The sequence below is a fragment of the Sulfitobacter sp. S190 genome, assembly GCF_025141935.1.
GTDB lineage: Bacteria > Pseudomonadota > Alphaproteobacteria > Rhodobacterales > Rhodobacteraceae > Sulfitobacter.
The window spans coordinates 1428805-1454238 of sequence record NZ_CP081120.1 but is presented as its reverse complement, the minus strand read 5'-3'; the positions used below and the strand labels follow the sequence as shown (position 1 = coordinate 1454238).

Below are 25434 nucleotides of genomic sequence, written 5' to 3'. Positions count from 1 at the left end.
GGTAATAATGCAGCAAATGATCGTTGGCATCGTTGTCATGCCCCATGGCTAGCGCATCGGTTGCGCGCGCGTCAAGCGAGATTGACAAAGCAGCCACGCTCTGCGCCCCTGCGCACAAGACAACGACGGAGACCGGACATGCAGCCATCAACGCGCATAACCACCCTTCTGGACGGCGGATCGGACGGCTGGGAGGTGTTCCTGAAGGCCCGCGCGTTGATCGCGGCGGGCACGTCCGTGACCGAATTGACCATCGGCGAACACGACATCCGCACCGCCGCGCCGATCCTGCAGGAGATGCACCGCACCGCGCTGGCGGGCCACACCGGATACGCCGCCGTACCGGGGACCGACGCCCTGCGCGACAGGGTCGCAGAGCGTGTCACCGAACGGACCGGTGTACCCACGCGGCGCGAAAACGTGGTCATCACCCCCGGCGGGCAGGCGGCGCTCTTTGCCGCGCATACCGCAGCACTCGATCCCGGCGATACGGGTCTGTATGTCGATCCCTACTACGCCACCTATCCCGGCACCTTGCGCGGTGCGGGCGGTGTGCCCAAGGCGGTACAGGCGCACGCCCGCCATGCGTTCCAGCCCCGCGCCGCCGATCTTCAGGCCGCAGCCCCCGGTGCACGGTCCCTGCTCATCAACAGCCCCAACAATCCGACAGGCGTCGTCTACAGCCGCGCCACGCTCGACGCGATTGCGCAGGTTTGCAAAGCGCATGACCTGTGGCTCATCTCGGACGAGGTATACGACACGCAGGTCTGGGAAGGCGACCACATCTCGCCCCGCGCCCTGCCCGGTATGGCCGAGCGTACGCTGGTCGTAGGGTCGATGTCCAAGAGCCACGCGATGACGGGATCACGCTGCGGATGGATCGTCGGCCCCGAAGAGGTGGTGGGCCATCTGATCAACCTTGCCACCCACACGACCTACGGCGTGCCGGGGTTCATTCAGGATGCGGCGGATTTCGCGCTTGGCCTTGGCGATCCCTTCGAGCGGGAGATCGCAGCCCCCTTCCGCCGCCGCCGCGGTCTGGCAAAGGAGGTTCTGGCTGGTCAGAACACGGTGGGTCTCGTGCCTGCGCAGGGTGCGATGTACCTGATGCTGGACATTCGTGCGACGGGGATGAGCGGTGAGGAGTTTGCCAACGCCCTGCTCGACACGCACCGGATTGCCGTCATGCCCGGAGAGAGCTTCGGGGCGGCGGCGGCGGGACACATTCGCGTAGCGATGACCATCGCGGATGCCGCATTCGTCGCCGCGCTGCGCACGTTGTGCCAGTTTGCAGAAAGCCGCGCCGCATAAGAAAACGGGCGCACCCTGGGTAGGGTACGCCCGCGTATCATAATCTTGATGACCGGACCTTAGAAGCGGATCGAACCACGCAGGTTGAAGGTGGTCGCATCCGCGTCCACGCCGGAGCCGTCGATGTCGTCGAAACGGTGCTCGAGCACTTCGCCACCCACGGTAAAGCGGTCGTTGACCTGATAGGCCACGCCCAGACCGAGAAACTCGCCGTTCTCATCGCCGATTTCGGTGCTGACGCGGGCCAGACCACCTGTGGCGTAGATCAACGTGCGGCCAAGGTCGTAACCGCCGCGGATTTTCAGCCGCGCCACGTCATCCACTTCGACGGAACCGTCGCCGTCGCCCAGTGTCACGTCGAATTTGTCATATTCGAGTTCACCACCCAGAACATACCGGCCGAAATCGTAGTCATAACCGAGGTGCACACCGTATGTGCCGCCGTCGCCGTCAACATCGGCGTTTGTGTCCACGTCGCCGTACCCGAGGTTCAGACCGCCGTAAAAGCCAGTCCAGTCGCCGCCGGTCGAGACGATTTGTGGGGCGGGCGCAATCGGCTCTTCGATCACGGGATCCTGCAGCGTGCCTGCAAATGCGGTCGTCGAAAGCGCGGCGGCCGAAATGCCTGCTGCGGCAACCATCATGCTCAAGTTTTTCATTTTACTCTCCTCAGAAACGAGTTTTGGTGCTTCCGGACAAGCTCTGTCCTTGGGCGGCTAACCAGTCTGACCTAGTGAAGGTTCCGCGAATTTCCCGGATTTATTCGGCAGTGCAGCAAAACTGGCGAGAACTGGCTCGTTTACGACACGGGCGGCAGTTTTCCGCGCTTCCTGCCCTGTTTTCCGGCGTCGCAAACAAGACAGACCAAAGGCCTTAAAACCTGCACTCTCGACGTATCGAGGGAGGATTTTGCGCGTGCAGCATGCCATCTGCATTCACGTTCTTGTGAGCCGAACCATCGGGGCGCACAGGGGACGCGCGGCACGCGGGGCGCCGGGGAGCAGCTAGCCTGCGCATCCCTGCCCCTTTTCCTACGCAAGAGACCCGTCATGAATGACCATTCCCCTTCCCGCAGCGGTGGCCGTGCGGCGCGCCGTGCCGCCCGTCAGGCCCCTCTAGCCGAAAATCTGCGCCCCGTGCGCCCCGGCATGAACGGCGGCCAGTACAAGCCCCTGTCGGACCACGACATCCAGCAGATCCACAATGCTGCCCTTCAGGCGCTCGAGACCATCGGGCTTGCCGATGCGCCGCCCTCCGGTGTCGCCTATCTGACCGGCGCAGGTGCGGTGGAGGGGGCCGACGGCCGCATCCGGTTCCCCCGCGCACTGGTCGAGGATACGCTCGCACGCGCCAACCGCAGCGTCACGTTGCACAGCCGCGACGGGGCGCATGATCTCGAACTGTCGGGCACGCGCGTCCACTACGGCACCGCCGGTGCGGCGGTTCACATGGTCGATGTCGACACCCAGCATTACCGCGACAGCACCGTGCAAGACCTCCACGATGCGGCCCGCATCGTCGACACGCTCGAAAACCTGCATTTTTGCCAGCGTCCCATGGTGTGCCGCGACATCACCGACAACATGGAAATGGACTACAATTCGATCTACGCCTGCACATCGGGCACGACCAAGCATATCGGCACCTCGTTTTCGGAACCCGATTTCGTCGCCCCCGCGATCGAGATGCTGCACATGATTGCAGGGGGCGAGGAGAAATGGCGCGCGCGGCCTTTCGTGTCCAACAGCAACTGCTTTGTCGTGCCGCCGATGAAATTTGCCACCGAAAGCTGTGAAGTCATGGAAAACTGCATCCGTGCGGGCATGCCGGTTCTGCTTTTGTCGGCGGGCATGGCGGGGGCGACGGCGCCCTCGACCACGGCGGGGGCCATCGTGCAGGCGGTTGCGGAGTGTCTGGCCGGTCTGGTCTATGTGAACGCGGTATCGCCCGGCCATCCGGCCATTTTCGGCACCTGGCCCTTTGGTTTGGACCTGCGCACCGGCGCGATGACGGGCGGTTCCGGCGAACAGGCGCTGCTGACGGCCGGCTGTGCACAGATGCACGCATTCTACGATCTGCCCGGCGGTGCCGCGGCGGGGATCGCTGACAGCAAGCTGCCCGACATGCAGGCAGGCTGGGAGCAGATGTGCTCAAACGTGATGGCGGGGCTTTCGGGCCTGAACATGGTCTATGAGGCCGCTGGCATGCACGCCTCGCTTCTGGGGTTCTGTCACGAAAGCCTGATCCTCGGGGATGATCTGATCGGACAGGCGATGCGGTGCGTGCGCGGCATCGAAGTCAACGAAGAAACGCTTGCGCTGGACCAGATGGCGGCGGTGTGCATGGGGGGGCCGGGCCATTACCTCGGCACGGACCAGACAATGGCGCGGATGCAGACGGATCATCTTTATCCCACCTGCGGCAACCGCATGTCGCCCAAGGAATGGGTCGAGAAGGAAAAGCCCGATCTGGTCGCCGGTGCCAAGGCCCGCAAGGAGGCGATTTTGGCGCAAAGATCGGCCGCTGCATTTGATCCGCAGCTCGATCAGGCCATCCGCGCGCGGTTCAACATCCACCTGCCGATCTGAGACCGAGCGACAAGACAAAAAGAGACCCGGCGCCTGGGGGGGCTGCCGGGCCTCGGGTCGGCTGATGGGCCCCGAACTGCCACAGGGGGGTCATCAACCGTGCCGCATCAGCCAGCGGGCATAAGGCCCGCCTCCTGGGCTGCTGCAACCTCTTCGGCGTCCAGAACGCCATCGGCGTTCAGGTCCAGCACGTTGAATTGATCCGCCGTCACATCGGGAAAGGCGCCTTGCACTTCCTCAAAGCTCAGCAGCGCATCGCCGTCCGCGTCCATGTCTTCCATGCTTTGCGCCAGAACGGTGGTCGGCAGCACGATTGCGACGGTCATGAAGGTGGTGATTTTCGAAAGTGTGGTCATTGGGATTACTCCAGTTTTTGTTTTGCTCGAGGCTTGCCGTCTTGGCGTCCTCACCCTGTCAGATGCGCGAAACGGGCTTTGCGTCCCTGCCCTGCGCGGCGCACGCGGCGGCTTGCCTATGGTGCGGCGAAGGGCGGGCAACGAACCGCCCAAAAAGGGGGCCGCGCGCAAATCGGCGGAAATTCCCCATCTGGTTGTGTCGCGGAATGCTGTCATTGTTGGTGAAAACAGGACGAGGCAGACGCAATGACACATCAAACGCTCGATACCGGTACATTCGATCACCTGCTGCCGCGCTTGCGCAAGCGGGCCCGCCGCCTGTGTGGGCAGGCCTCGGATGCCGAAGACATGGCCCAGGAGGCGGCCCTGCGGCTGCTGCAAACGCTGGAAAAACGCCGCATCGACCGGCCCGAACATTACGCGATGATCATCCTGCACAATCTGGCACGGGCCCGGTGGCGCGCGCATGTCGATCTGGCCGAACTCGACGAGGAAACGGCCAGCATCCCGCCCAACGCCGAAGGGGTGCTGTTTTGTCAAAGCCTGACGGCGGCGATCGCGACACTGCCACCGGATCAATCTGCGCTGATGCAACAGGTTGCGGCAGGCGAGACCAGTCCGCGGGTGCTGGCCGATGCGCTGGATGTGCCGGTGGGCACGATCATGTCGCGGCTGGCGCGCGCCCGCGCCACGCTGCGCGCCGATTTGGGCGTGCCGCCCAAGGCGCGGGTGGAGGAGCTGTTGTAGGCCACTGCGGCTGCACGCACACATACACGCAAGAAAAAAGGGGAGCGCGAACGCTCCCCTGCATAGTCTCGCCACCAAGGCTCAATTTGTTAACCGCTCGATGTTTTTTTGCCTGCGGCCTTGGTTGCGTCAGGGGCGAGCGCACCCGCCCCGGATGAAGGTGGGAAGGAACAAAGTACCGTTCCCACCCTATTCTCAAGCGCGACCTCAGAGCTCCCCCGACGCTCTGGGCCTACCCCCCCAAAGAGGGATCTCGGGGGCGCTTAACTGCAGCCGGATGTCCCGCCGCAGGTGTTGCACTTCATGCAGGTGCCGTTGCGCACCAGCGTGAAGTTTCCGCATTCGCCGCAGGCTTCGCCCTCGTAGCCCTGCATCTTGGCTTTGGTCCGCGCATCCAGTGCCGTGGCACCGGCGCCCCCCGCAACCGTGGCGACGGCGGCCGCCACGTCGGTCTGCACTTCGGCGACCGTGTTGGCGACGGCCTGAGCCAGCTCTGCGCTGTGCCCGCCCTGCAGAACCGTGAGGTTCTGTGGCACGCGGTTGCGCAGGTAGCCTTGCGATGTGATCTGCTTGAGCACCTCGAGCGATTTGACCGCAGCGCTGTCGGAGAGTTCGGAGACGTTTGCCACGCCCTCTTCCTCGCCGCGACCCAGATCGTCAAATGTCGCACCCTGCGGCTGTACATGCGCCAGATCGGTGCGGTCCAGATAGCTGACCGCCAGTTCGCGGAAGATATAGTCGAGGATCGAGGTGGCGTTCTTGATGCTGTCGTTGCCCTGCACCATGCCCGCCGGTTCGAACTTGGTGAAGGTGAACGCATCGACGAATTCCTCGAGCGGCACACCGTATTGCAGGCCCACGGACACGGCGATGGCGAAGTTGTTCATCATCGCACGGAAACCGGCACCTTCCTTGTGCATGTCGATGAAGATTTCGCCAAGGTTGCCGTCCTTGTATTCGCCCGTGCGCAGATAGACCTTGTGACCACCCACAATCGCCTTCTGGGTATAGCCCTTGCGGCGCTCCGGCATCTTTTCGCGGTGCGATTTGACCAGCTCCTTGACGATGACCTTCTCGACCACCTTTTCGGCCAGCACGGCGGCTTTTTCCTGAATGGAACCGCTTTCGAGCACTTCGGCCGCGTCATCGTCATCCTCGACCAGTGCCGCCGCCAGTGGCTGCGACAGTTTCGAGCCATCGCGGTAGAGCGCGTTTGCCTTGATGCCCAGCGACCAGCTGAGTTCGTACGCTTTCTGGCAATCCTCGATGGTGGCGTCGTTGGGCATGTTGATCGTCTTGGAGATCGCGCCCGAGATGAACGACTGCGCCGCGGCCATCATGGTGATGTGGCTGTTGACCGACAAAAAGCGCTTGCCTTTCTTGCCGCACGGGTTGGCGCAGTCAAAGATCGACAGATGTTCGTCCTTGAGGTGCGGCGCCCCTTCCAGCGTCATGGTCCCGCAGACGTGGTCGTTGGCCGCGTCGATGTCCGCCTTGGAAAAGCCCAGCGAACGCAGCAGGTCGAACGACGGATCGTTCAGCTTTTCTGTGGGGATGCCCAGCACCTTGGTGCAGAACTCTTCGCCCAGCGTCCACTGGTTGAACACAAAGCGGATGTCGAAGGCCTGTGCCAGCGCGGCATCGACTTTCTTGAGCTCTTCGGGGCCGAAACCGTGACCCATGAGGCTGGTGTGGTTGATGCCGGGGGCATTGCCGATGGTGCCGTGGCCGACAGCGTAGGAAATGATCTCTTCGATCTGCGCCGAGCCGTAGCCCTGCTTTTCCAGCGCGGCGGGCACGGATTGGTTGATGATCTTGAAGTAACCGCCTCCGGCGAGCTTCTTGAACTTCACCAGCGCGAAGTCGGGCTCGATCCCCGTGGTGTCACAATCCATGACCAGACCGATGGTCCCGGTGGGCGCGATGACCGAGGTCTGCGCGTTGCGGTAGCCGTGGGCTTCGCCCAGTTTCAATGCCTCGTCCCAGCACGACATTGCGATATCGACCAGACCCGCCTGCGGGCAGTTGGCGTGATCGAGAGGCACGGGTTTCACCGCCAGCGCCTCGTAGCCGTCGGCCTTGCCCTGTGCGGCAGTGCGGTGGTTGCGCATGACCCGCAGCATGTGTTGTGCGTTCTTGGTGTAGCCGGGGAATGCGCCCAGCTCGCCCGCCATTTCGGCGGATGTGGCATAGGCCACGCCTGTCATGATGGCAGTCAGCGCGCCGCAGAGCGCCCGGCCTTCGTCGCTGTCATAGCTGTAGCCCATGTTCATCAGCAGACCGCCGATGTTCGCATAGCCCAGACCCAGTGTGCGGAAGTCATAGGAGCGCTGCGCGATTTCCTTGGAGGGGAATTGCGCCATCATCACCGAGATTTCCAGCGTCACGGTCCACAGACGCGAGGCGTGCATGTAGTCTTCGACCTGGAATTCGCCGTCCCTGAGGAACGTCAACAGGTTCATCGAGGCAAGGTTACAGGCCGTATCGTCAAGGAACATGTATTCCGAGCACGGGTTGGAGCCGCGGATCGCGCCGTCTTCGGGGCAGGTGTGCCATTCGTTGACGGTGTCGTGGTACTGGATGCCGGGATCGGCACAGGCCCATGCGGCATGACCGACCTGATCCCACAGATCGCGGGCGCGGATGGTCTTGGACACCTTGCCCTCAACGCGGTCGATCAATTCCCAGTCGGCGTCTTTCTCGACGGCTTTCAGGAAGGCGTTGGTGACCCGGATGGAGTTGTTGGAGTTCTGGCCCGAAACGGAGTTGTAGGCTTCGGAGTCCCAGTCGGTGTCATAGGTGGGGAATTCGATGCTGGTGTGGCCCTGCTTGGCGTAATCCAGCACGCGCTTGACGTAGGTTTCGGGGATGGAGACTTTCTTGGCCTCGCGGATCGCCGCTTTCAGCTGATCGTTCTTGGCGGGATCATAGGCATCGGCTTCGGCGCCGTCCCAGCCCTTGATCGCGGCAAACAGCAGGTTGAGCTTTTGTTCGTGCATCTTGGAGCCGGCAACGATGGACGCAACCTTCTGCTCTTCGAGCACTTTCCAGTTGATGAAATCCTCGATATCGGGGTGATCGGCGTCCACGATGACCATCTTGGCCGCGCGGCGGGTGGTGCCGCCCGATTTGATGGCGCCGGCTGCACGATCGCCGATCTTGAGAAAACCCATCAAACCAGACGACTTGCCGCCGCCCGACAGCTTCTCGCCCGCACCGCGGAGCGAGGAGAAATTGGTGCCCGTGCCCGAGCCGTATTTGAACAGGCGCGCTTCGCGGACCCACAGGTCCATGATGCCGCCGTCACCCACCAGATCGTCCGCGACCGACTGGATAAAGCAGGCGTGCGGTTGGGGGTGCTCATAGGAAGATTTGGAGCGGGTCAGTTTGCCCGTCTTGTAATCGACGTAATAGTGACCCTGCGCGGGACCGTCGATGCCGTAGGCCCAGTGCAAGCCGGTGTTGAACCACTGCGGGCTGTTGGGGGCCGCGCGTTGGGTCGCCAGCATGTAGCGCATTTCGTCATAATAGGTGCGCGCGTCTTCTTCGGTGGAGAAATAGCCACCTTTCCAGCCCCAGTACGCCCATGCACCGGCCAGACGGTCAAAGACCTGCTTGGAGGATGTCTCACCGCCGATTTCGGCGCCTTCGGCGGGCTCGGAGCGCCACAGGAATTCGGGCACGCCCTTTTCTCTGACCTTCACCATTTCGGATGGCACGCCGGCCTTGCGGAAGTATTTCTGCGCGATGACGTCGGATGCGACCTGGCTCCAGCTCTTGGGCACTTCGACGTTGTCGAGCCGGAACACGATGGACCCGTCAGGATTGCGGATTTCCGATACGGTCGACACAAAGTCGAGCTCTGCGTAGGCGTCCTGACCCTGTTTGGTGAATTTACGTTCAATTTTCATCGCGCTGCCCCATACATCAGCTTGTCTCTTCCCTGAACCGGGTGGTCCCGATCCGCACATTCATATGCAACAGTCCGCACACAGCGGCTCCTTTGACCTGCAAAAGACCCCTGGGATGACCCGTCATCCGCCGTATTGTGTAACGTCCCGTTGCTGGACCGCCGTCCCGTGTTAACCACTAGATGTTGTGGCGGTGCCGTCAGCCATCACAATCTGGCGTATTCGACCATAATGGGTCAACGGATTTATTCACGTTTTTTTCCGAATTACCGGGTTGACCTGCGCCCTGCGCCCGCGCGCCTGTGATTCAAAAAGTTAACGCAGGGAAAGCGTGCATCTTAGGGTTGATTTCATGCCGCGGCGGAAGGGGTCTGAAAACCTTTGAAAAATCGCCTCGGGCGGCGATTGGCGGCCCTGTCTGACCCGGCGATCGGGGGCCGCGCACTTTCTCTAAACGGGTTACGGCTCTTGAGCCTGCGGCAACTTGGCGGGCGTGCGCAATATGTCACAACAGCCGCCACCTGTGGGCCGTTTTGTGGAAAACTATACTTCATCTGGGGATAAGAAAGCGGAGCCCACAACATCTGGTGGCGGCGATGGAGAATCAACGGGTGGTTTCGTAAAAGTCGCGGGTGCAGATTCGGGGGGGCAAACGACATGGGGCTCTTTCGAAAACCGAAAGAGCCCCATCGCTGTCATCTTTTAAAGATGGTCGGGGCGAGATGATTCGAACATCCGACCCCCTGTACCCAAAACAGGTGCGCTACCAGGCTGCGCCACGCCCCGACTGCCGCCTCTTTAGCCAAACCAATCCGGATTGAAAAGTGGAAATCTCATCATTCCGCGATCTTTGCGCAGCCCTGCCCGTCTGCCCCGTCGGCAAAGGCGGGATGCTGCAGCCTGTCGCCCACATCAATGCCCAGACGCGCGGCAAGTCCACCGTTGATTTCCAGCACGGCGCTCAGCTCTTCGGGGCCGCCGGAGATCACCGTTTCATCCAGCGGCTGCGCGCGGGCGTGGATGTGGCGGATTTCGCCTGTACCGTCCACGAACAGCATATCGAGCTCGATCAGCGTATTGCGCATCCAGAATGCCATGCGTTGGGGGGTATCGTATACAAACAGCATCCCGCGGCTCAGCGGCATGTTTTCGACATGCATCAGCCCCTGCGCGCGGCTGGCGTCGTCATCGGCCACATCGACACTAAACTGCGCCGTGCCGAAATCACCGGTAATCACCACCCGGTCTGGGTTGCAGTTCTGCGCGGCCGCGCCCTGTGTCACAAGGACCAGTGCGAAAACCACCGCTGTCAGTCCTCGAAAGGATCGCGCGGTGCCGTAACTGTTTCCCATGCCTGTACCTCTGCCGCCATCAAACCCCGTTTGCCGTCTATGACCCGCATGGCAAGCGCCTCGCCGGGTTGCATATCCGCCAGACCAGACTGACGCAGGACATCGATATGTACAAACACATCGTCACTTTGGCCGAAGACATTCGCAAAACCGAAGCCTTTCGCCTTGTCGAACCATTTGACCCGCACCGCCACCAGCGGCGTCTGCGATATTTCCTGCGCGTCGAGCCCCGCGATATCGGCGATCGGGGTGATCGTGTCCTCGGGCGGGGTGATGGATACCACCTCGGCGGCCTGAATGCCCCGGTCGGTCTGCTGCACCACCAGGGTAACGCGCGATCCGTCGGCAATCGAACTCTGTCCGAAATTGCGCAGCACGTTTACGTGCAGCAACACGTCTGATCCGCCCATGTCGGACACGACAAAGCCGTATCCCTTCACAGGGTCAAACCATTTCACGGCCCCTTCGATCTGCAGCCGGTCGGGCTCATGCTCCTCGGTCATTTGGATGCACCATAATAGTCAGTATTAAGCGGGCTGATGCCCAGCCGCGAAAACACTGCGGCAGTACTGGTACGTCCCTAAGGATTTAGCCGGGTAACTTTCCAATCGGACGCCACATCGTCGCGTGACCATTGAAAGCGGTCATGCAACCGCGCATCACCGTCGGCCCAGAACTCTAATTCCAGAGGCGTCAGCCGAAATCCACCCCAAAATGGCGGTCTGTCGGGGTCATCCCCCGTCTGTGCCGTTACGTCTTTCAGGCGCTGTTCAAGCGTTTCACGGTCGTCGAGGGGGCTGGATTGATCCGATGCCCACGCGCCCAGCCTGCTCTTGAGCGATCTGGACTTGTAATAATGGTCGGCCTTTTCACCGTCCTCGCGGCTGATGATACCACGTGCGCGGATTTGGCGGCGCAGGGATTTCCAGTGGATGACAAAGGCGGCCTTGCCCGCGCCGTCCAGCTCGTTGGCCTTGGCGCTGGTGTAATTGGTATAGAAAACGAAGGCGTCGTCCTCGATGTCTTTGAGCAATACGATACGCACGTTCGGCATGCCCGTGCCATCGACCGTCGACAATGCCATTGCATTTGGGTCGTTCGGCTCTTGCGGCGTCGCTTCTGCGAGCCACTCACGCGCAAGTGCAAACGGGTCATTGCCCGCAAATTTTCCGGATCTATCCGCCATTTTCCCCTCGTGTCCCGGTCGGGCGCGTCAATCTGGCCCCCGATCCTCTACATACAATGACACACCAAAGCCCGCTTGGAAAGCCGAGCCGCCAATTGCCGCGCTCGCGGATGCGGCCGCTGTCTTGAAGCTGCGGATGCAATGGCATAGACCCGATGCAATCGCGTCTAACTGGAGTTTCGCGCATGTCCAACACTCTGATGGCAGGCAAACGGGGGCTGATCATGGGATTGGCCAATGACAAATCGATCGCATGGGGGATCGCGCGGCAATTGGCCGAAGCAGGCGCCGAACTTGCGTTTTCCTATCAGGGTGATGCGCTGCGCAAACGGGTTGATCCGCTCGCAGCGCAACTGGGCAGCGACATTGTCCTGCCCTGCGATGTCAGCGACGAGGCATCGATCGATGCGCTGTTTGCCGGACTGGCAGAGCGGTGGGACTCGCTCGACTTCATCGTCCACGCGATCGGCTTTTCGGACAAGAACGAGCTGCGCGGCCGTTACGTCGACACAAGCCGCAGCAATTTCGCCATGTCGATGGACATCTCTGTCTATTCTTTCACGGCCGTGGTGCAGCGCGCCGAAAAGATGATGAAGAATGGCGGCTCCTGCCTGACGCTCACCTACTACGGCGCCGAAAAAGTGATGCCGCACTACAATGTCATGGGTGTGGCCAAGGCGGCACTGGAAGCGTCGGTTCAATATCTGGCCGAAGATCTGGGCAAGGACGGCATCCGCGTCAACGCGATCTCCGCCGGTCCGATCAAGACGCTCGCCGCATCTGGCATCGGCGATTTCCGCTACATCATGAAGTGGAACGAGTACAATTCGCCCCTGCGCCGCAACGTGACGATCGACGAGGTCGGCAAATCGGCCCTCTTCCTGCTCAGCGATCTGGGTTCGGGGACAACCGGTGAGAACCTGCATGTCGATGCAGGCTATCATGTCGTGGGGATGAAGGCGGTCGACGCACCGGACATCGAGAAATGAAATCCGTCTGCGCCGGGATTGCGGCGTTGGCCCTCTGGGCGGGGGCGGCCTGCGCCTGCGGGCTGGGCACGCCGGGGATCGCCGCGCTCAACGCGCCCGGCTGGAAGGTCGATGTCATTCTGGGGCTGCGCCAATGGGACGGTGGCTCCCTGCGCCTGCCGGAACCGTCCGGTCAGGCGGTCGAAACATCGGGTTCGGCCCGGGGCATCAAGATGTCGTTCTACGCAGGCGACCGCCGCATGAAACCGCTCAAGGGCGGGCTGGCACCCGTGCTGGACGATCCCATCAGCGCCGACATGGTGCGCGCGCTCGACGGCACAGGCGTGGCATGGCGCGGGTGCGATCCGGCCTCCCTGCCCGCCTTCGGCTACACAAAACGCATCCACCGCAAGAAGATCATGCGCATCGTGTTTGTACCACTCTCGGACCGTCGCGCCGCAGCCGTGCGCTGGTATGACGAAACCTTTCCGACCAAAGTGCGTGCGCTGTCGCGCGAGGTGATGGTGGTGCGCCGATGACACCCGAGCACCTGATCGCCTTCAATGCCGTGCTTATCGCCGCGATCCTGAGCCCCGGTGCGGCCTTTCTGATGGCAGTCCGCACATCGGTGGCATCAGGGCGCCGCGCGGGGATCCTCACCGGTCTCGGCCTCGGCCTCGCAGCCAGTTTCTGGACCCTCGCGGCGCTCCTTGGGCTGGAAGGCGTGTTCACGCTCTTTCCCTGGACATACACAACACTGAAACTCGGTGGTGCGCTCTATCTGATATACTTGGGCATCAAGACATGGCGCGGGGCCAACGCCCCCCTCACGGCTGACGCGAAACCCGCGCGCCGTGCGTTTGTCGAAGGGCTGCTGGTGAACGCCGCCAACCCCAAATCGATGCTTTTTGCGGCCGCGGTCATCGTTGTGGTCTTCCCCGAACCTCTGAGCGCGCGCGATATCGCGCTCGTCTGGGCCAACCATCTGGCGCTCGAAATCGCCTTCTACACCCTTTGCGCCCTTCTGCTCAGCGCACCGGTGGCGCGCGGTCAGTATCTGCGCCTCAAACCCCTTCTCGACCGGTTCGCCGCGGCCCTGCTGGGCGGGTTCGGTCTGAAACTCCTGCTACAAAGGTAATACAATGTCAGACAGCGCCACGACACCCGGCCGCCTTCCGCACGAAAAAGGCTTTCACATCAGTTGGGATCAACTCCATCGCGACAGCCGCGCACTCGCCTGGCGGCTCGACGGGCAAGGCCCCGACGAAGGTGGCTGGCGCGCCGTCGTGGCGATCACACGCGGCGGCATGGCCCCCGCCATGATCGTGGCACGCGAACTCGATATCCGCACCGTCGACACGATTTCGGTGATGTCCTACCACTCCGGCGGTGGCGCCGCCGACCAGCGGCGCGAAGCGCAGGTGCTCAAATCACCCGACAAAGAGCTGATGGGCGACGGCGACGGCATCCTGATCATCGACGATCTGGTCGACAGCGGCAAAACACTCGAACTGGTCCGCGAGATCTACCCCAAGGCGCATTTCGCGACTGTTTACGCCAAACCACAGGGCGAACCGATGGTCGACACATTCATCACCGGCGTCAGCCAGGACACATGGATCTTCTTCCCGTGGGACATGGCTTTGCAATACGTTGAACCCTACCGCGGCAAGGACTGACATCAGCGGTGCCCACGCACCGTTCCTTCATCTTGCCTCTTAAACTCGAAACCCGCCCCCACGGCCTGCCGGAGCGCCCGCGATGATCCTTTCCCGTACCGCCACCACATTCGCGCCGCCCGTGATGGAGGCGCGACGCTGGCTGGAGGGCGTGGATTTCCCCACAGAGAGACCGCTCATCAACGTCAGCCAGGCCGCACCGGTGGATCCGCCGCACCCGGACCTGCGCGCGGCGCTGGCAGAGGCGGCGTTGAATTCCGATGCGGCGCATCTCTACGGGCCGGTGCTGGGCGACCCCGCGCTCCGGGCTGAACTGGCCGCCCGCAGCACGCGGATCTACGGCGCGCCGATCGATCCCGCGCAGGTCGCCATCACCTCCGGCTGCAATCAGGCCTTTGCCGCGGCGATCGCGGCCCTGTGCGCCGAAGGGGACGAGGTCATCGTGCCGACCCCGTGGTACTTCAATCACAAGATGTGGCTGGACATGTCCGGCGTGCGCAGCGTGGCGCTAAAATGCGGTGCGGACATGTTGCCCGACCCTGCGCTGGCCGCGGCTCTCATCACCGAGCGCACCCGCGCGATTGCGCTTGTCTCGCCCAACAATCCCACCGGTCAGGAATATCCCTCATCCTTGCTGCGCGCGTTCTTTGATCTGGCACAGGAACGCGGCATCCGCCTGATCGTGGATGAAACCTACCGTGATTTTCACGCCAGCGCAGAGCCCCCGCACACGCTCTTTTCCCAATCCGGGTGGGACGAAACACTCGTGCATCTCTACTCTTTCTCCAAATCCTACCGGCTGACGGGCCATCGGGTCGGTGCGCTGATCGCGGCCTCGGCCCTGTTGTCCGAGATCGAAAAATTTCTCGACACGGTCGCAATCTGTCCGGGCCAGTTGGGTCAGCACGCAGCCCTTTGGGGCATGCAGAACCTCGACCAGTGGCTTGCCGGCGAGCGTGACGAGATCCTCGCCCGCCGCGCGGCAATATCGGCGCATATGCCAAGGCTCGAGAACCGGGGCTGGCGGCTCTTGGGGTTGGGCGGATATTTCGCCTATCTGGAGCACCCTTTCGCCATGACATCGGACGCACTTGCCCCTGAACTGGTGCGCGAAGCAGGCATCCTGTGCCTACCCGGCACCATGTTCCACCCCCACGATGACCCGCAGGGCGGCCGCGAATTGCGCATCGCTTTCGCCAATCTGGACGGCGACGGCATCGCACAGCTTTTTGACCGCCTCGACGCGGTTGCCCTGCCGCCCCGCTAACGCGCACGCGCCCCTCTTGCCCCTGCCTGCCCAACCGCCTAGACAGGCTCAAACGCCAATTCGGGGGGCAGTCAAATGGCCAAATCGTCCAGCATCTCAAAAACCGCCATGTGGATCCTCATGGCCCTGCTTTTCGTGGGATTGGGCGGCTTCGGCGCCGTCAACCTGAGTGGTAATTTGCGCACCATCGGCACCGTGGGTGACAAGCCGGTGTCGGTCGACAGCTACTACAACGCTGTCCAGCAGGAACTGCAGGCTGTCAGCCGCCAGACCGGCCGCGCGATGAGCTTCCAGCAGGCACAGGAACTGGGTCTTGACCGCGCCGTTCTGCAACAGCTTGTGCGCGACCGCGCGCTGGACCACGAAGCCACACAGATGGGCCTGTCGGTGGGTGACGAAACCCTGCGGGACCGCATCGTGACCATTCCCGCATTTCAGGGCATCGACGGCAGTTTCGACCGCGACGCATATGCCGACACGCTGCGACGGTCGGGCCTGACCGAAAGCGAATTTGAGAACAACCTGCGCGAGGAAACCGCCCGCCAGCTGCTTCAGGGGGCCATCGTGTCAGGCGTGGAAATGCCGGCAAGCTACGCCCAGACGCTCGTGGACTACGTCGGAGAGCAGCGCAATTTCACGTGGGCCCTGCTGGACGAAACCACGCTCGAGACACCGGTCGCCGCCGCGGACGACGCTACGTTGCGCGCGTTTTTTGATGAAAACGCCGACAGCTTCACGCTGCCCGCCACCAAAAAGATCACCTATGCCCTGCTCACGCCCACCGATGTGATCGATCAGGTCGAAGTGGCCGAAGATGCACTGCGCGAGGCTTACGACCAGCGCAGCGCCGAATTCAACCAACCCGAACGCCGTCTTGTCGAACGCCTTGTCTTTGCCGATGAGGAGACCGCCAATCAGGCCGCCGCCGCGCTGGAAGTGAACGGCACCACTTTCGAAACGCTTGTCGAGGATCGCGGACTTGCCCTGCAGGACGTCGATTTGGGCGATGTCGGTAAAGATGAGCTCGCTGCCGCGGCCGATGCGGTCTTTGGTGCCGATGTCGGGGCCGTCGTAGGTCCGTTCCCCACCGATCTGGGGCCCGCGCTTTTTCGCGTGAACGGCGTGTTGCCTGCGCAGAACGTCACCTTTGAAGAAGCCGAGGCCACCTTGCGCGACACCATCGCTGCCGACCGTGCCGTCCGGCTCGTCGAGGCGCAGGCCGAAGACTTTGACGACCGTCTTGCCGGTGGCACAACGCTCGAGCAGCTGGTCGAGGAAACGTCGATGACGCTGGGCCAGATCGACTGGACCGCCGAAACACAGGAAGGCATCGCCGCCTACGCCGATTTCCGCGAAGCAGCTGCCGGTTTGGCCGAAGGCGATTTTCCCCAGATCAGCCAGCTCGACGATGGCAGCATCTATGCGATGCGCCTTGACGAAAGCCTGCCCCTGCGCCCCGCCGCTTTCGATGATGTCGAGGACGATGTGCGCAGCCGCTACCGTTCACAGCAGCTGGTCGATGCGCTGACGCAGCAAGCCAACGCCGCAAAGACGGAACTGGAGGCCGGCACAGGCTTGGCCGCGCAGGGCTTCACCGCCATCGAGGAAAGCGACCAGACCCGCGATGCCTTCATCCAACGCACGCCGACGGGTTTCATGGCGGCGGTTTTCGATATGGACGTGGGCGAAATCCGGGTGCTGCCCGGTGACAACAGCGTCGCCATCGTGCAGCTCGATGCCATCAACGCGGCCACCGATGACGAGGAAAGCCAGACCCTGCTGGCGCGTCTGCGTGAACAGCAAAACGAGGCGCTGGCCCGCAACCTTTTCACCATCTTTGCCAATGACACGGTGCAGCGTGCCGTGCCCAATATCGACCCCCGCGCCGTAAGCGCCGTTAATGTGAATTTCCAGTAACCATGGCGCTGACACCCGACTTCGAAACCTTTGCTGCCGCCTATAAGGCCGGGCAGCATCAGGTGGTCTATACCCGCCTTGCCGCCGATCTCGACACGCCTGTGTCGCTGATGCTCAAGCTGGGGGGCGCGGCCGAAAACGCCTTCATGCTGGAATCGGTGACCGGCGGTGAAGTGCGCGGCCGCTTTTCCATCATCGGCATGAAGCCCGATCTGATCTGGACCTGTCGCGGCGATACAAGCGCGGTCAACCGTGCCGCCCGCTATGATCCCGATGCGTTCGAGCCGATGGAAGGCAATCCGCTCGATGCCCTGCGCACGCTGATTGCGCAAAGCAAGATCGATCTGCCCGATGACCTGCCACAGGCGGCCGCCGGGCTGTTCGGCTATCTGGGCTACGACATGATCCGGCTGGTGGAGCGGTTGCCCCATGTGAACCCCGATCCGCTCGGACTGCCGGATGCGGTGATGTTGCGCCCCTCCGTGGTGGCGGTGCTGGACGGCGTAAAGGGCGAGGTTACTGTCGTGTCGCCCGCATGGGTCGCGGAGGGCCAGTCGGCGCGCGCCGCCTATGCACAGGCCGCCGAGCGTGTCATGGATGCCGTGCGCGATCTGGAGCGCAGCCCCGCGGGCACGACCCGCGATCTGGGCGACGCGGGACATGTGCCCGATCCGGTGAGCAATTTCACGCGCGATGGCTACAAGGACGCGGTGCGCCGCGCACAGGAATACATCAAGGCCGGCGATATTTTTCAGGTCGTGCCCTCCCAACGCTGGGCGCAGGAATTCCGCCAGCCGCCCTTCGCGCTCTACCGCTCCCTGCGGCGCACAAACCCGTCGCCGTTCATGTTTTATTTCAACTTCGGGGGCTTCCACGTGGTCGGGGCCAGCCCCGAAATCCTTGTCCGCGTGTTCGGTCAGGAGATCACCATCCGCCCCATTGCGGGCACACGTCCCCGCGGGGCGACCCCAGAGGAGGATCGCGCGCTCGAGGCCGATCTGATGGCGGACAAGAAAGAGCTTGCCGAGCACCTGATGCTGTTCGATCTGGGCCGTAATGACGTCGGTCGCGTGGCCAAAATCGGCAGCGTGCGGCCCACGGAGGAATTCATCGTCGAGCGCTACAGCCACGTGATGCACATCGTATCGAATGTGGTGGGCGAACTGGCCGAAGGATGTGACGCGCTGGATGCGTTTTTCGCGGGCATGCCTGCGGGAACAGTATCGGGCGCGCCCAAGGTCCGTGCGATGGAAATCATCGATGAGCTTGAGCCGGAAAAGCGCGGGCTTTACGGCGGCGGTGTGGGGTATTTCAGCGCGGGCGGCGACATGGATATGTGCATCGCGCTGCGCACGGCCGTCATCAAGGACGAAACCCTGTATATTCAGGCCGGTGGCGGTGTCGTTTACGACAGTGATCCGGAGGCCGAGTATATGGAAACCGTCCATAAATCGGGCGCGATCCGCCGGGCCGCAGAAGACGCATCGCGCTTTGGCGGCGGCGGCAACGGCTGATTACTGCGCTGTCAGCACCGCAGAGACCGGAGCCAGCGCCACCGTGCCTGCCCTGTCGGCAAGCGCCCAGACCAGCAGCGCCTTGATCGTTTCGGGGCGCAGTCGGCCCAGCATGATCACGCCGCCCTCCTGCCCGGCCTTGAAAGCCGCCTGATCGAGGAACCGGCGGATGACGCGGGCGTTTTGGTCATTGCTGTCGAAATCGCGGAAAATGGGGGCGGCGGCGACACCCTGTTTGCGAGCGAGGTTCGCCATCGTGTTGAGCCCCTGATTGCGGGTGACCAGACCGTGACCGCTGCTGCGCAGGATCGCAGAGACCTGATCCGCCGTTTCGCGCGAGGGCTGCAGCCCCCCTTCCGTGCCTTCGAGCACACCCACCACCTGTGACAGGCTGGAAAGCGTTGCGTTCAGGTTCACCTCGGCGTCGTTGGGTTGCGCGCCCTCGGGCAGATCGATCATCGCCAACACTTCAAAGCCGTCGTCGCGGTACCGCTGCATCCGTGCGGCGGCGTCGGCCAGGCTGCTGTCGACGGCAAAGCTGATCGGATAGGGAAAGCTGCGCAGCGCGGGCAAGCCGATCTCGCCCCCGTCAAGGTCCGCGCCCGTGTCGATCAGCACAAGGCTCATCAGTGGTTTGGCGTCGAGGTTCTCGAAATCCGCGGCAAACGCCTCCAGCGGCGGCAGATCGGCGGGGTCGACCGGTGTGTCGATCGTTTCGGGCTGCGGCGCGGTAGCGCTGCCGGTGCCGTCAATCAGCCGCGTGGCGGGACGCCCGATGCGCGGCAAGGCCGCGGCGTCAGGGGCGGTTTGGGCGGTGTTCGGGGCAGGCAAAACCCGCACGGCGGGTGGCTGCGGGTCGGCGTCTGGGGACGGTTCTGGCGCAACGTCCGGCGCAGTTTCGGGCACGGCTGGCGCGATCGGGGTTTCCGGCGCGGGCGGCAGAGCCGCTTCTTCGACAGGATCGACCTGCGGCGCGGGGGCCGGAAGCGGCGCTGCCGGTTCGGTCGCAACCGCGCTGTCGCTGCCATCATCCGGGATCATCGGGGCCAGCGCCTGCGGATTGGGCAGCACCGGCGCGTCGGGTTGCAGCGCTGCGGTTTGGTCCTGCGGCAGGGGCTGCGGCCGAGACGGGTCGGCCACGACTGCTGTCTGGGGTTGCTGCAAAGCGGTGGGCACCTGCGGCACACCATCCCCCGCCTGCGCGCGTTGCGGAGGTGTGGGCACGGGCTGTTGCGGAGCGGCGGCGGCATAGGTCTGCGGGGCATCCACCGGCGCCGTCGCAGGCGCGTCACCAGCGGCCTGCACCGGCGCGTCATCCGCGACATCCGGCGCGGGCGCATCCGGGGCCTGCGCCGGTTGTGGGGCTTCGATCACCACAGGGTCGGGTTCGGCCTGTTGCGCAACACGATCGGGCACGGGTTCTTGCGGTGCGACCGGCTCTGCGGGTGGCTGCTCTGCGGCGGGGGCCGGCTGCGCTTCGGGTGCTTCAGGTGCTTCGGGTTCTGCCACGGGGTCGGTGGCGGGGCGTTGAGCCACGTCCGCCGGGACACCGTCAACCCGGGCCGCGGGCACCGACGTGTCCGGCGCGGGCGCTACCGGCGCTGTCGGCCCGATGGGCAAGACAAGCGAGGCGACCGACGCCACCCCGACGCTGAAGACTGCGCCCAACCCGATACCGCCCAAAAGCCCACGTATCATGATGCCTGTTCCTTGTTATTCGCCCGTTGTCCGTCTGGTTCTTGTCCGGAAGGCTGCCCTGCCCTCCCTCTGCCTCTTGACGATAGCGCCCAAGACTGACCATGTATCGCTGACTATATCGCGGAACCTGCCGCCACCAAAAGCCCTAATGCGAAGAAACCCACGATGCTGCTGCTGATAGATAACTACGATAGCTTTACCTACAATCTGGTGCATTATCTGGGCGAGTTGGGCGCCGATGTCGTGGTTCGGCGGAATGACGCCATTTCCGTGGACGAGGCGATGGACATGAACCCCGCGGGCATCGTGCTGTCGCCCGGTCCGTGTGATCCCGCGCAGGCCGGTATTTGTCTGGAGATGACGCAGGCCGCGGCACGCGCACAGCTGCCGCTTCTGGGGGTCTGCCTGGGGCATCAGACCATCGGCGAGGCCTTTGGCGGCAAGGTGGTGCGCGCAGGCGAGATCGTGCACGGCAAACTGGGCACCATGCACCACACCGACAGCGGCCTTTTTGCAGGGTTGCCCAATCCGTTCGAGGCCACCCGCTACCATTCGCTGATCGTGGAACGGGCAAGCCTGCCGGCGTGTCTGCGCATCACGGCGGAGTTGGAGGACGGCACCATCATGGGGCTGCAACACCGCGAACTGCCGCTCCACGGTGTGCAGTTCCACCCCGAATCGATCCGCAGCGAACACGGTCACGCCCTGCTGCGCAATTTCCTCGATACCGTGAAGGTGCCGGCATGAGCGACGCGCTGAAACCGCTTATCGATGCGGCCGCCGACGGCCCCCTGACCCGTGGACAGGCCGAAGAAGCCTTTGAAATCCTGTTCAACGGCGAAGCCACGCCAAGCCAGATCGGTGGCCTTTTGATGGCGCTGCGGACACGCGGCGAAACCGTCGATGAATACGCAGCTGCCGCCGCCGTCATGCGCGCCAAATGCAACAAGGTCCGCGCACCGAAGGGCGCGATGGACATCGTGGGCACCGGTGGCGACGGCAAAGGCACGCTCAATATCTCGACGGCGACCGCGTTCGTGGTGGCAGGAGCCGGCGTGGTGGTCGCCAAACACGGCAACCGCAACCTCAGTTCCAAATCCGGCGCTGCGGACGCGTTGACCCAGATGGGGTTAAACACGATGGTGGGCGCGCCGGTGGTTGAACGCGCGCTCGACGAGACAGGCATCGGTTTCATGATGGCCCCGATGCACCACCCCGCCATTGCCCATGTCATGCCGACCCGGTCCGAATTGGGCACGCGCACAATTTTTAACATTCTGGGGCCGCTGACCAATCCCGCCGGTGTCTCACGGCAATTGACCGGAGCCTACCGCCGCGACCTGATCCACCCGATGGCCGAAACGTTGCAGGCGCTGGGGTCGGATGTTGCTTGGCTGGTGCACGGCTCGGACGGCACCGACGAACTGACGATCACCGGCGTCAGCTGGGTCGCGGCGCTGCGCGAGGGCGCCATCAATGACATCGAGGTCCACCCCGAGGACGCAGGCCTGCCCGTCCACCCGTTCGAAGACATCATCGGCGGCACACCCGAGGAAAACGCGCGCGATTTCAAAGCGTTGCTTGACGGGGCGCAGGGTGCCTACCGCGATGCGGTGCTGCTCAACGCGGCCGCCGCGCTGACCATCGCGGACGCGGCACCCGATCTCAAATCTGGCGTGGAAATGGCGCGGACCAGCATCGATTCAGGGGCTGCGCGCGACAAGATCACCGCCGTTGCGGCGATCACGCAAGCGGGCTGATGTTCGATCTTCGCCGCCTGGGTGCATGGGCCGATCTGCCGTTTTTTGACAACGACCTGCCCGCTCTGGCCGACGCGCTGCGAAATGATCCCCGCACCGTCCTGCCACCTGCCGATCAGGTTTTTGCGGCGCTTGAGCGGGTGCAGCCCGATCAGGTGCGCGTCGTCATTCTTGGCCAGGACCCCTACCACACCCCCGGCAAGGCCCACGGGCTGGCGTTCTCGATCCATGCGGAATTTGGCGGCAGGCTCGACAGTCTTGGCAATATATTCAAGGAAATCGAGACCGACACCGGTGCGGCGCGCAGACTGATCCAGCTGGACGACTGGGCGGCGCAAGGGGTGCTGCTGCTCAATACGGTTCTCACCGTGCCGCAGGGCACCCCAAAGGGCCACGCCAAGCTCGGCTGGCAAAAACTGACCGATCAGGTGCTGCACAGATTGACCGATGCGCCCCGCGCCTATCTTCTGTGGGGCGCACCTGCGCAGCACGCCGGGCGCGGCATAGATGCGCACGCCAACCTGAAGATCGAAACCGCCCATCCGTCGCCGCTGTCGGCGCACCGCGGCTTTTTCGGCTCCCGACCGTTCAGCCGAACCAATGACTGGTTGCAGCAGCACGGACAGAGCGCCATAAACTGGGGCGACCCGGAGGGACCATGACACAGACCATTCTCGACAAGATCAAAGCCTACAAGCTCGAAGAAATTGCCGCCGATAAGGCCGCCCGCCCGCTGGAGGCCGTGGAGGCCGCCGCGCGCGAGGCATCCGCCGTACGCCCCTTTGCCGAGGCGCTGTTCAATGCGTCGCGCGAAGGATACGGGCTGATTGCCGAGATCAAGAAAGCCAGCCCTTCCAAGGGGTTGATACGCGAGAACTTCGATCCAGCGGCGCTGGCCAAGGCCTATGCCGAAGGTGGCGCGACCTGTTTGTCAGTGCTGACCGACACCCCCAGCTTTCAGGGGGCCAAAACGTTTCTGACCGAGGCGCGGGAGGCCTGTGATCTGCCTGCCCTGCGCAAGGATTTCATGTACGACACCTATCAGGTCGCCGAAGCCCGCGCCCTCGGGGCCGATTGCATCCTGATCATCATGGCGTCGGTCAGCGACGCGCAGGCCACCGAGCTAGAACAGGCAGCGCATGAATGGGGCATGGACGCGCTGATCGAAGTGCACGATGCCGCCGAAATGGAGCGCGCCGCGGCCCTGTCATCGCGTATGATCGGGATCAACAACCGCAATCTCAACACTTTCGAGACATCACTCGACACCACCCGCACCCTGTCAAAACAGGTGCCCGGTGACCGGATGATCGTGTGCGAAAGCGGTTTGTCCGAACCCGATGATCTGGCGGACATGGCGCGCTACGGGGCGCGCTGTTTCCTCATCGGGGAAAGCCTCATGCGGCAGGGCGATGTCGCGGTGGCCACGCAAAAGCTGCTTGCCAATCCGCTGCGCGCCGGAGGCATGTAATGGCCCTTACCCATTTTGACAGCGACGGGCATGCCCATATGGTCGATGTGTCGGACAAGGCCGTAACATCGCGGATCGCGGTGGCGGAAAACCACATAAAGATGCAGCGCGAAACCTTTGATATCATTTCCGAAGGTCGCGCCAAGAAAGGCGACGTTCTGGGCGTTGCCCGACTGGCCGGGATCATGGCGGCCAAACGCACCGCGGATCTGATCCCGCTGTGCCACCCCCTGCCGATCACCAAGGTCAGCGTCGAGCTTGAGCCCGACGCCGATTTGCCCGGCATCCGCATCACCGCCACCGTCAAAACCACGGGCCAGACCGGTGTCGAGATGGAGGCGCTGACAGCCGCTTCCGTGACCGCACTCACCGTTTATGACATGAGCAAGGCCGTCGATAAGACGATGGAGATCGGCGGGCTGCGGGTTGTTCTGAAAGACGGCGGCAAATCCGGCCGGTTCGAGGCCGAATGATACCTGTTGAGGCCGCGCTTGACGCGCTCTTTGCGCTGACGCGTGTCATGCCCGTCGAAGAGGTTCCGCTGCGCGCGGCAGCGGGCCGCATTCTGGCGCGTGACGTGACCGCGCGGCGCACCCAGCCCCCTTTTGCCGCCTCCTCCATGGACGGCTACGCCCTGCGCCGCGCCGAAGTCGAGCCTGACGCGATGTTCAAGGTGATCGGCGAAGCCGCTGCGGGCCACAGTTTCGCGGGCACCGTGAAGGCCGGTCAGGCGGTGCGCATCTTTACCGGTGCGCCCATCCCCGACGGCGCGGATTTCGTTGTGATCCAAGAGGATACAACGCGTCGCGGCGATCTGATCACTCTGGGCCACCGCATCGGACCCAAGGACAACATCCGCCCCGCTGGCGGTGACTTTGCAAAAGGCCAGAGATTGGCGGCCCCGCAGCGCCTGCGCCCTGCCGATATTGCCCTGATGGCCGCGATGAACATCCCCGAGGTGCCGGTGTTCGCGCGCCCCGATGTGGCGATCATCGCCACCGGTGACGAACTGGTGCAGCCCGGCGACACGCCCGGCCCCAACCAGATCATCGCGTCGAACAACTACGGTCTGGCGGCACAGCTCGAGGCGATGGGCGCGCGTGCGCGGCTGATCCCGATTGCACGCGACACCCCCGCCGCGCTGACCCGCGCGTTTGAGCTGGCGCAGGGGGCGGATCTGGTCATCACCATTGGCGGTGCGTCTGTGGGCGATCACGATCTGGTCGCCCCGGTGGCTGCGGAACTGGGGATGGAACAGAGTTTTTACAAAGTGGCCATGCGGCCCGGCAAACCGCTGATGGCCGGACGTTTGGGCGAAACGATGATGATCGGTCTGCCCGGCAATCCCGTCTCGGCGCTTGTGTGTGGGACGGTTTTCGTGGCCCCCGTGATCCGCGCCATGCAAGGGCTGGCACAGACCGCCGCGCCGCGCCGCCATATGCCGCTTGCCGTTGACATCGCCGCCAACGGACCGCGCGAACACTATATGCGTGCCCGGATCACCGACGCCGGCGTCATCCCGGCAGAGCGTCAGGACAGCAGCCTGCTGACCGTGCTTGCCAGCGCCGATGTGCTGTTGGTCAGACCCAAGGACGCACCTGCGCAGCCCAAGGGCACCCTTGTCGAGGTGATCGACCTGTGACGCTCTGGCCGCAGGGTTGACACAAAACAGGAACATCCCTAGAACAAATCCAGATATTCACGGATAA

Annotated in this window: 23 protein-coding genes and 1 tRNA gene; 16 read left to right on the top strand and 8 right to left on the bottom strand. The window is 63.3% G+C overall.

Annotation, left to right across the window (positions count from 1 at the left end; all coding sequences use genetic code 11):
- Nucleotides 1-138: 138 nt before the first annotated feature.
- On the top strand, nt 139-1311 hold the full coding sequence (locus tag K3756_RS07445; RefSeq protein WP_259992421.1) for a pyridoxal phosphate-dependent aminotransferase: 1173 nt from the start codon (nt 139-141) through the stop codon (nt 1309-1311).
- Nucleotides 1312-1370: 59 nt separating this feature from the next.
- On the opposite strand, the gene K3756_RS07440 is transcribed toward K3756_RS07445, so the two are convergent.
- Entirely contained in the window at nt 1371-1970 is a 600-nt protein-coding gene (locus K3756_RS07440; RefSeq protein WP_259992419.1) for an outer membrane protein, read from the bottom strand.
- 390 nt (nt 1971-2360) lie between these two features.
- On the opposite strand from K3756_RS07440, the gene K3756_RS07435 reads away from it, so the two are divergent.
- The gene (locus tag K3756_RS07435) at nt 2361-3899 is read left to right on the top strand and encodes a trimethylamine methyltransferase family protein (RefSeq protein WP_259992417.1); all 1539 of its coding nucleotides are present in this window, start codon (nt 2361-2363) and stop codon (nt 3897-3899) included.
- A 107-nt stretch (nt 3900-4006) separates the two neighbouring features.
- Here K3756_RS07435 and K3756_RS07430 read toward each other — a convergent pair whose 3' ends face one another.
- Entirely contained in the window at nt 4007-4255 is a 249-nt protein-coding gene (locus tag K3756_RS07430; RefSeq protein WP_259992414.1) for an EF-hand domain-containing protein, read from the bottom strand.
- 246 nt (nt 4256-4501) lie between these two features.
- Between K3756_RS07430 and K3756_RS07425 the strand changes: the two genes are divergently transcribed.
- Complete coding sequence (locus K3756_RS07425) at nt 4502-5002, top strand: RNA polymerase sigma factor (protein WP_259992411.1); 501 nt, start codon at nt 4502-4504, stop codon at nt 5000-5002.
- Between the two features lie 263 nt (nt 5003-5265).
- Here K3756_RS07425 and K3756_RS07420 read toward each other — a convergent pair whose 3' ends face one another.
- From K3756_RS07420 to pdxH, 5 genes are all read right to left on the bottom strand, one after another.
- A complete protein-coding gene (locus tag K3756_RS07420; protein WP_259992409.1) occupies nt 5266-8913 on the bottom strand; it encodes a vitamin B12-dependent ribonucleotide reductase in 3648 nt (1215 codons plus the stop codon).
- Nucleotides 8914-9622: 709 nt separating this feature from the next.
- Nucleotides 9623-9699: transfer RNA gene (locus K3756_RS07415), tRNA-Pro, on the bottom strand.
- 50 nt (nt 9700-9749) lie between these two features.
- A complete protein-coding gene (locus K3756_RS07410; RefSeq protein ID WP_259992407.1) occupies nt 9750-10217 on the bottom strand; it encodes a DUF192 domain-containing protein in 468 nt (155 codons plus the stop codon).
- 5 nt (nt 10218-10222) lie between these two features.
- On the bottom strand, nt 10223-10768 hold the full coding sequence (locus K3756_RS07405; protein ID WP_259992404.1) for a cold-shock protein: 546 nt from the start codon (nt 10766-10768) through the stop codon (nt 10223-10225).
- Between the two features lie 77 nt (nt 10769-10845).
- Nucleotides 10846-11451 (bottom strand): pyridoxamine 5'-phosphate oxidase, encoded by a 606-nt coding sequence (gene pdxH / locus K3756_RS07400; RefSeq protein WP_259992402.1) that lies wholly within the window; start codon nt 11449-11451, stop codon nt 10846-10848.
- A 185-nt stretch (nt 11452-11636) separates the two neighbouring features.
- Here pdxH and fabI point away from each other — a divergent pair, with 185 nt between their 5' ends.
- The 7 genes from fabI to trpE all read left to right on the top strand — a co-directional run bounded on the left by fabI (nt 11637) and on the right by trpE (nt 18796).
- Nucleotides 11637-12440 (top strand): enoyl-ACP reductase FabI, encoded by an 804-nt coding sequence (gene fabI, locus K3756_RS07395; RefSeq protein ID WP_259992400.1) that lies wholly within the window; start codon nt 11637-11639, stop codon nt 12438-12440.
- Nucleotides 12437-12958 carry a hypothetical protein gene (locus K3756_RS07390; RefSeq protein ID WP_259992398.1) on the top strand — a complete coding sequence of 174 codons (522 nt, stop codon included), beginning with the start codon at nt 12437-12439 and terminating at the stop codon, nt 12956-12958. The genes fabI and K3756_RS07390 overlap by 4 nt, the downstream gene beginning before the upstream one ends.
- On the top strand, nt 12955-13557 hold the full coding sequence (locus tag K3756_RS07385; RefSeq protein ID WP_259992396.1) for a LysE family translocator: 603 nt from the start codon (nt 12955-12957) through the stop codon (nt 13555-13557). Before K3756_RS07390 ends, K3756_RS07385 begins: the two co-directional genes overlap by 4 nt.
- A 4-nt stretch (nt 13558-13561) precedes the next feature.
- Entirely contained in the window at nt 13562-14098 is a 537-nt protein-coding gene (gene gpt / locus K3756_RS07380) for a xanthine phosphoribosyltransferase (protein ID WP_259992394.1), read from the top strand.
- Nucleotides 14099-14180: 82 nt separating this feature from the next.
- Nucleotides 14181-15365, top strand: a complete 1185-nt coding sequence (locus K3756_RS07375) for an aminotransferase (RefSeq protein ID WP_259992388.1) — start codon at nt 14181-14183, stop codon at nt 15363-15365.
- A 75-nt stretch (nt 15366-15440) separates the two neighbouring features.
- On the top strand, nt 15441-17282 hold the full coding sequence (locus tag K3756_RS07370) for a peptidylprolyl isomerase (RefSeq protein WP_259992387.1): 1842 nt from the start codon (nt 15441-15443) through the stop codon (nt 17280-17282).
- 2 nt (nt 17283-17284) lie between these two features.
- Nucleotides 17285-18796, top strand: a complete 1512-nt coding sequence (gene trpE / locus K3756_RS07365) for an anthranilate synthase component I (protein WP_259992385.1) — start codon at nt 17285-17287, stop codon at nt 18794-18796.
- On the opposite strand, the gene K3756_RS07360 is transcribed toward trpE, so the two are convergent.
- Nucleotides 18797-20494: a divergent polysaccharide deacetylase family protein gene (locus K3756_RS07360; protein WP_259992383.1), complete on the bottom strand. Its 1698-nt coding sequence runs from the start codon at nt 20492-20494 to the stop codon at nt 18797-18799.
- 165 nt (nt 20495-20659) lie between these two features.
- Between K3756_RS07360 and K3756_RS07355 the strand changes: the two genes are divergently transcribed.
- Genes K3756_RS07355 through glp form a run of 6 tightly spaced genes read left to right on the top strand, consistent with a single transcriptional unit; the run spans nt 20660 to nt 25367 of the window.
- Nucleotides 20660-21241 carry an aminodeoxychorismate/anthranilate synthase component II gene (locus tag K3756_RS07355; RefSeq protein WP_259992381.1) on the top strand — a complete coding sequence of 194 codons (582 nt, stop codon included), beginning with the start codon at nt 20660-20662 and terminating at the stop codon, nt 21239-21241.
- Nucleotides 21238-22254: an anthranilate phosphoribosyltransferase gene (trpD, locus tag K3756_RS07350; protein WP_259992379.1), complete on the top strand. Its 1017-nt coding sequence runs from the start codon at nt 21238-21240 to the stop codon at nt 22252-22254. Before K3756_RS07355 ends, trpD begins: the two co-directional genes overlap by 4 nt.
- Nucleotides 22254-22916, top strand: coding sequence for a uracil-DNA glycosylase (locus K3756_RS07345; protein WP_259992377.1), 663 nt, complete (start codon nt 22254-22256; stop codon nt 22914-22916). The genes trpD and K3756_RS07345 overlap by 1 nt, the downstream gene beginning before the upstream one ends.
- The gene (gene trpC, locus K3756_RS07340) at nt 22913-23725 is read left to right on the top strand and encodes an indole-3-glycerol phosphate synthase TrpC (protein WP_259992375.1); all 813 of its coding nucleotides are present in this window, start codon (nt 22913-22915) and stop codon (nt 23723-23725) included. Before K3756_RS07345 ends, trpC begins: the two co-directional genes overlap by 4 nt.
- Nucleotides 23725-24198: a cyclic pyranopterin monophosphate synthase MoaC gene (gene moaC, locus K3756_RS07335; RefSeq protein WP_259992373.1), complete on the top strand. Its 474-nt coding sequence runs from the start codon at nt 23725-23727 to the stop codon at nt 24196-24198. Before trpC ends, moaC begins: the two co-directional genes overlap by 1 nt.
- A complete protein-coding gene (gene glp / locus K3756_RS07330; RefSeq protein ID WP_259992371.1) occupies nt 24195-25367 on the top strand; it encodes a gephyrin-like molybdotransferase Glp in 1173 nt (390 codons plus the stop codon). The genes moaC and glp overlap by 4 nt, the downstream gene beginning before the upstream one ends.
- The last annotated feature ends 67 nt before the right edge of the window (nt 25368-25434 follow it).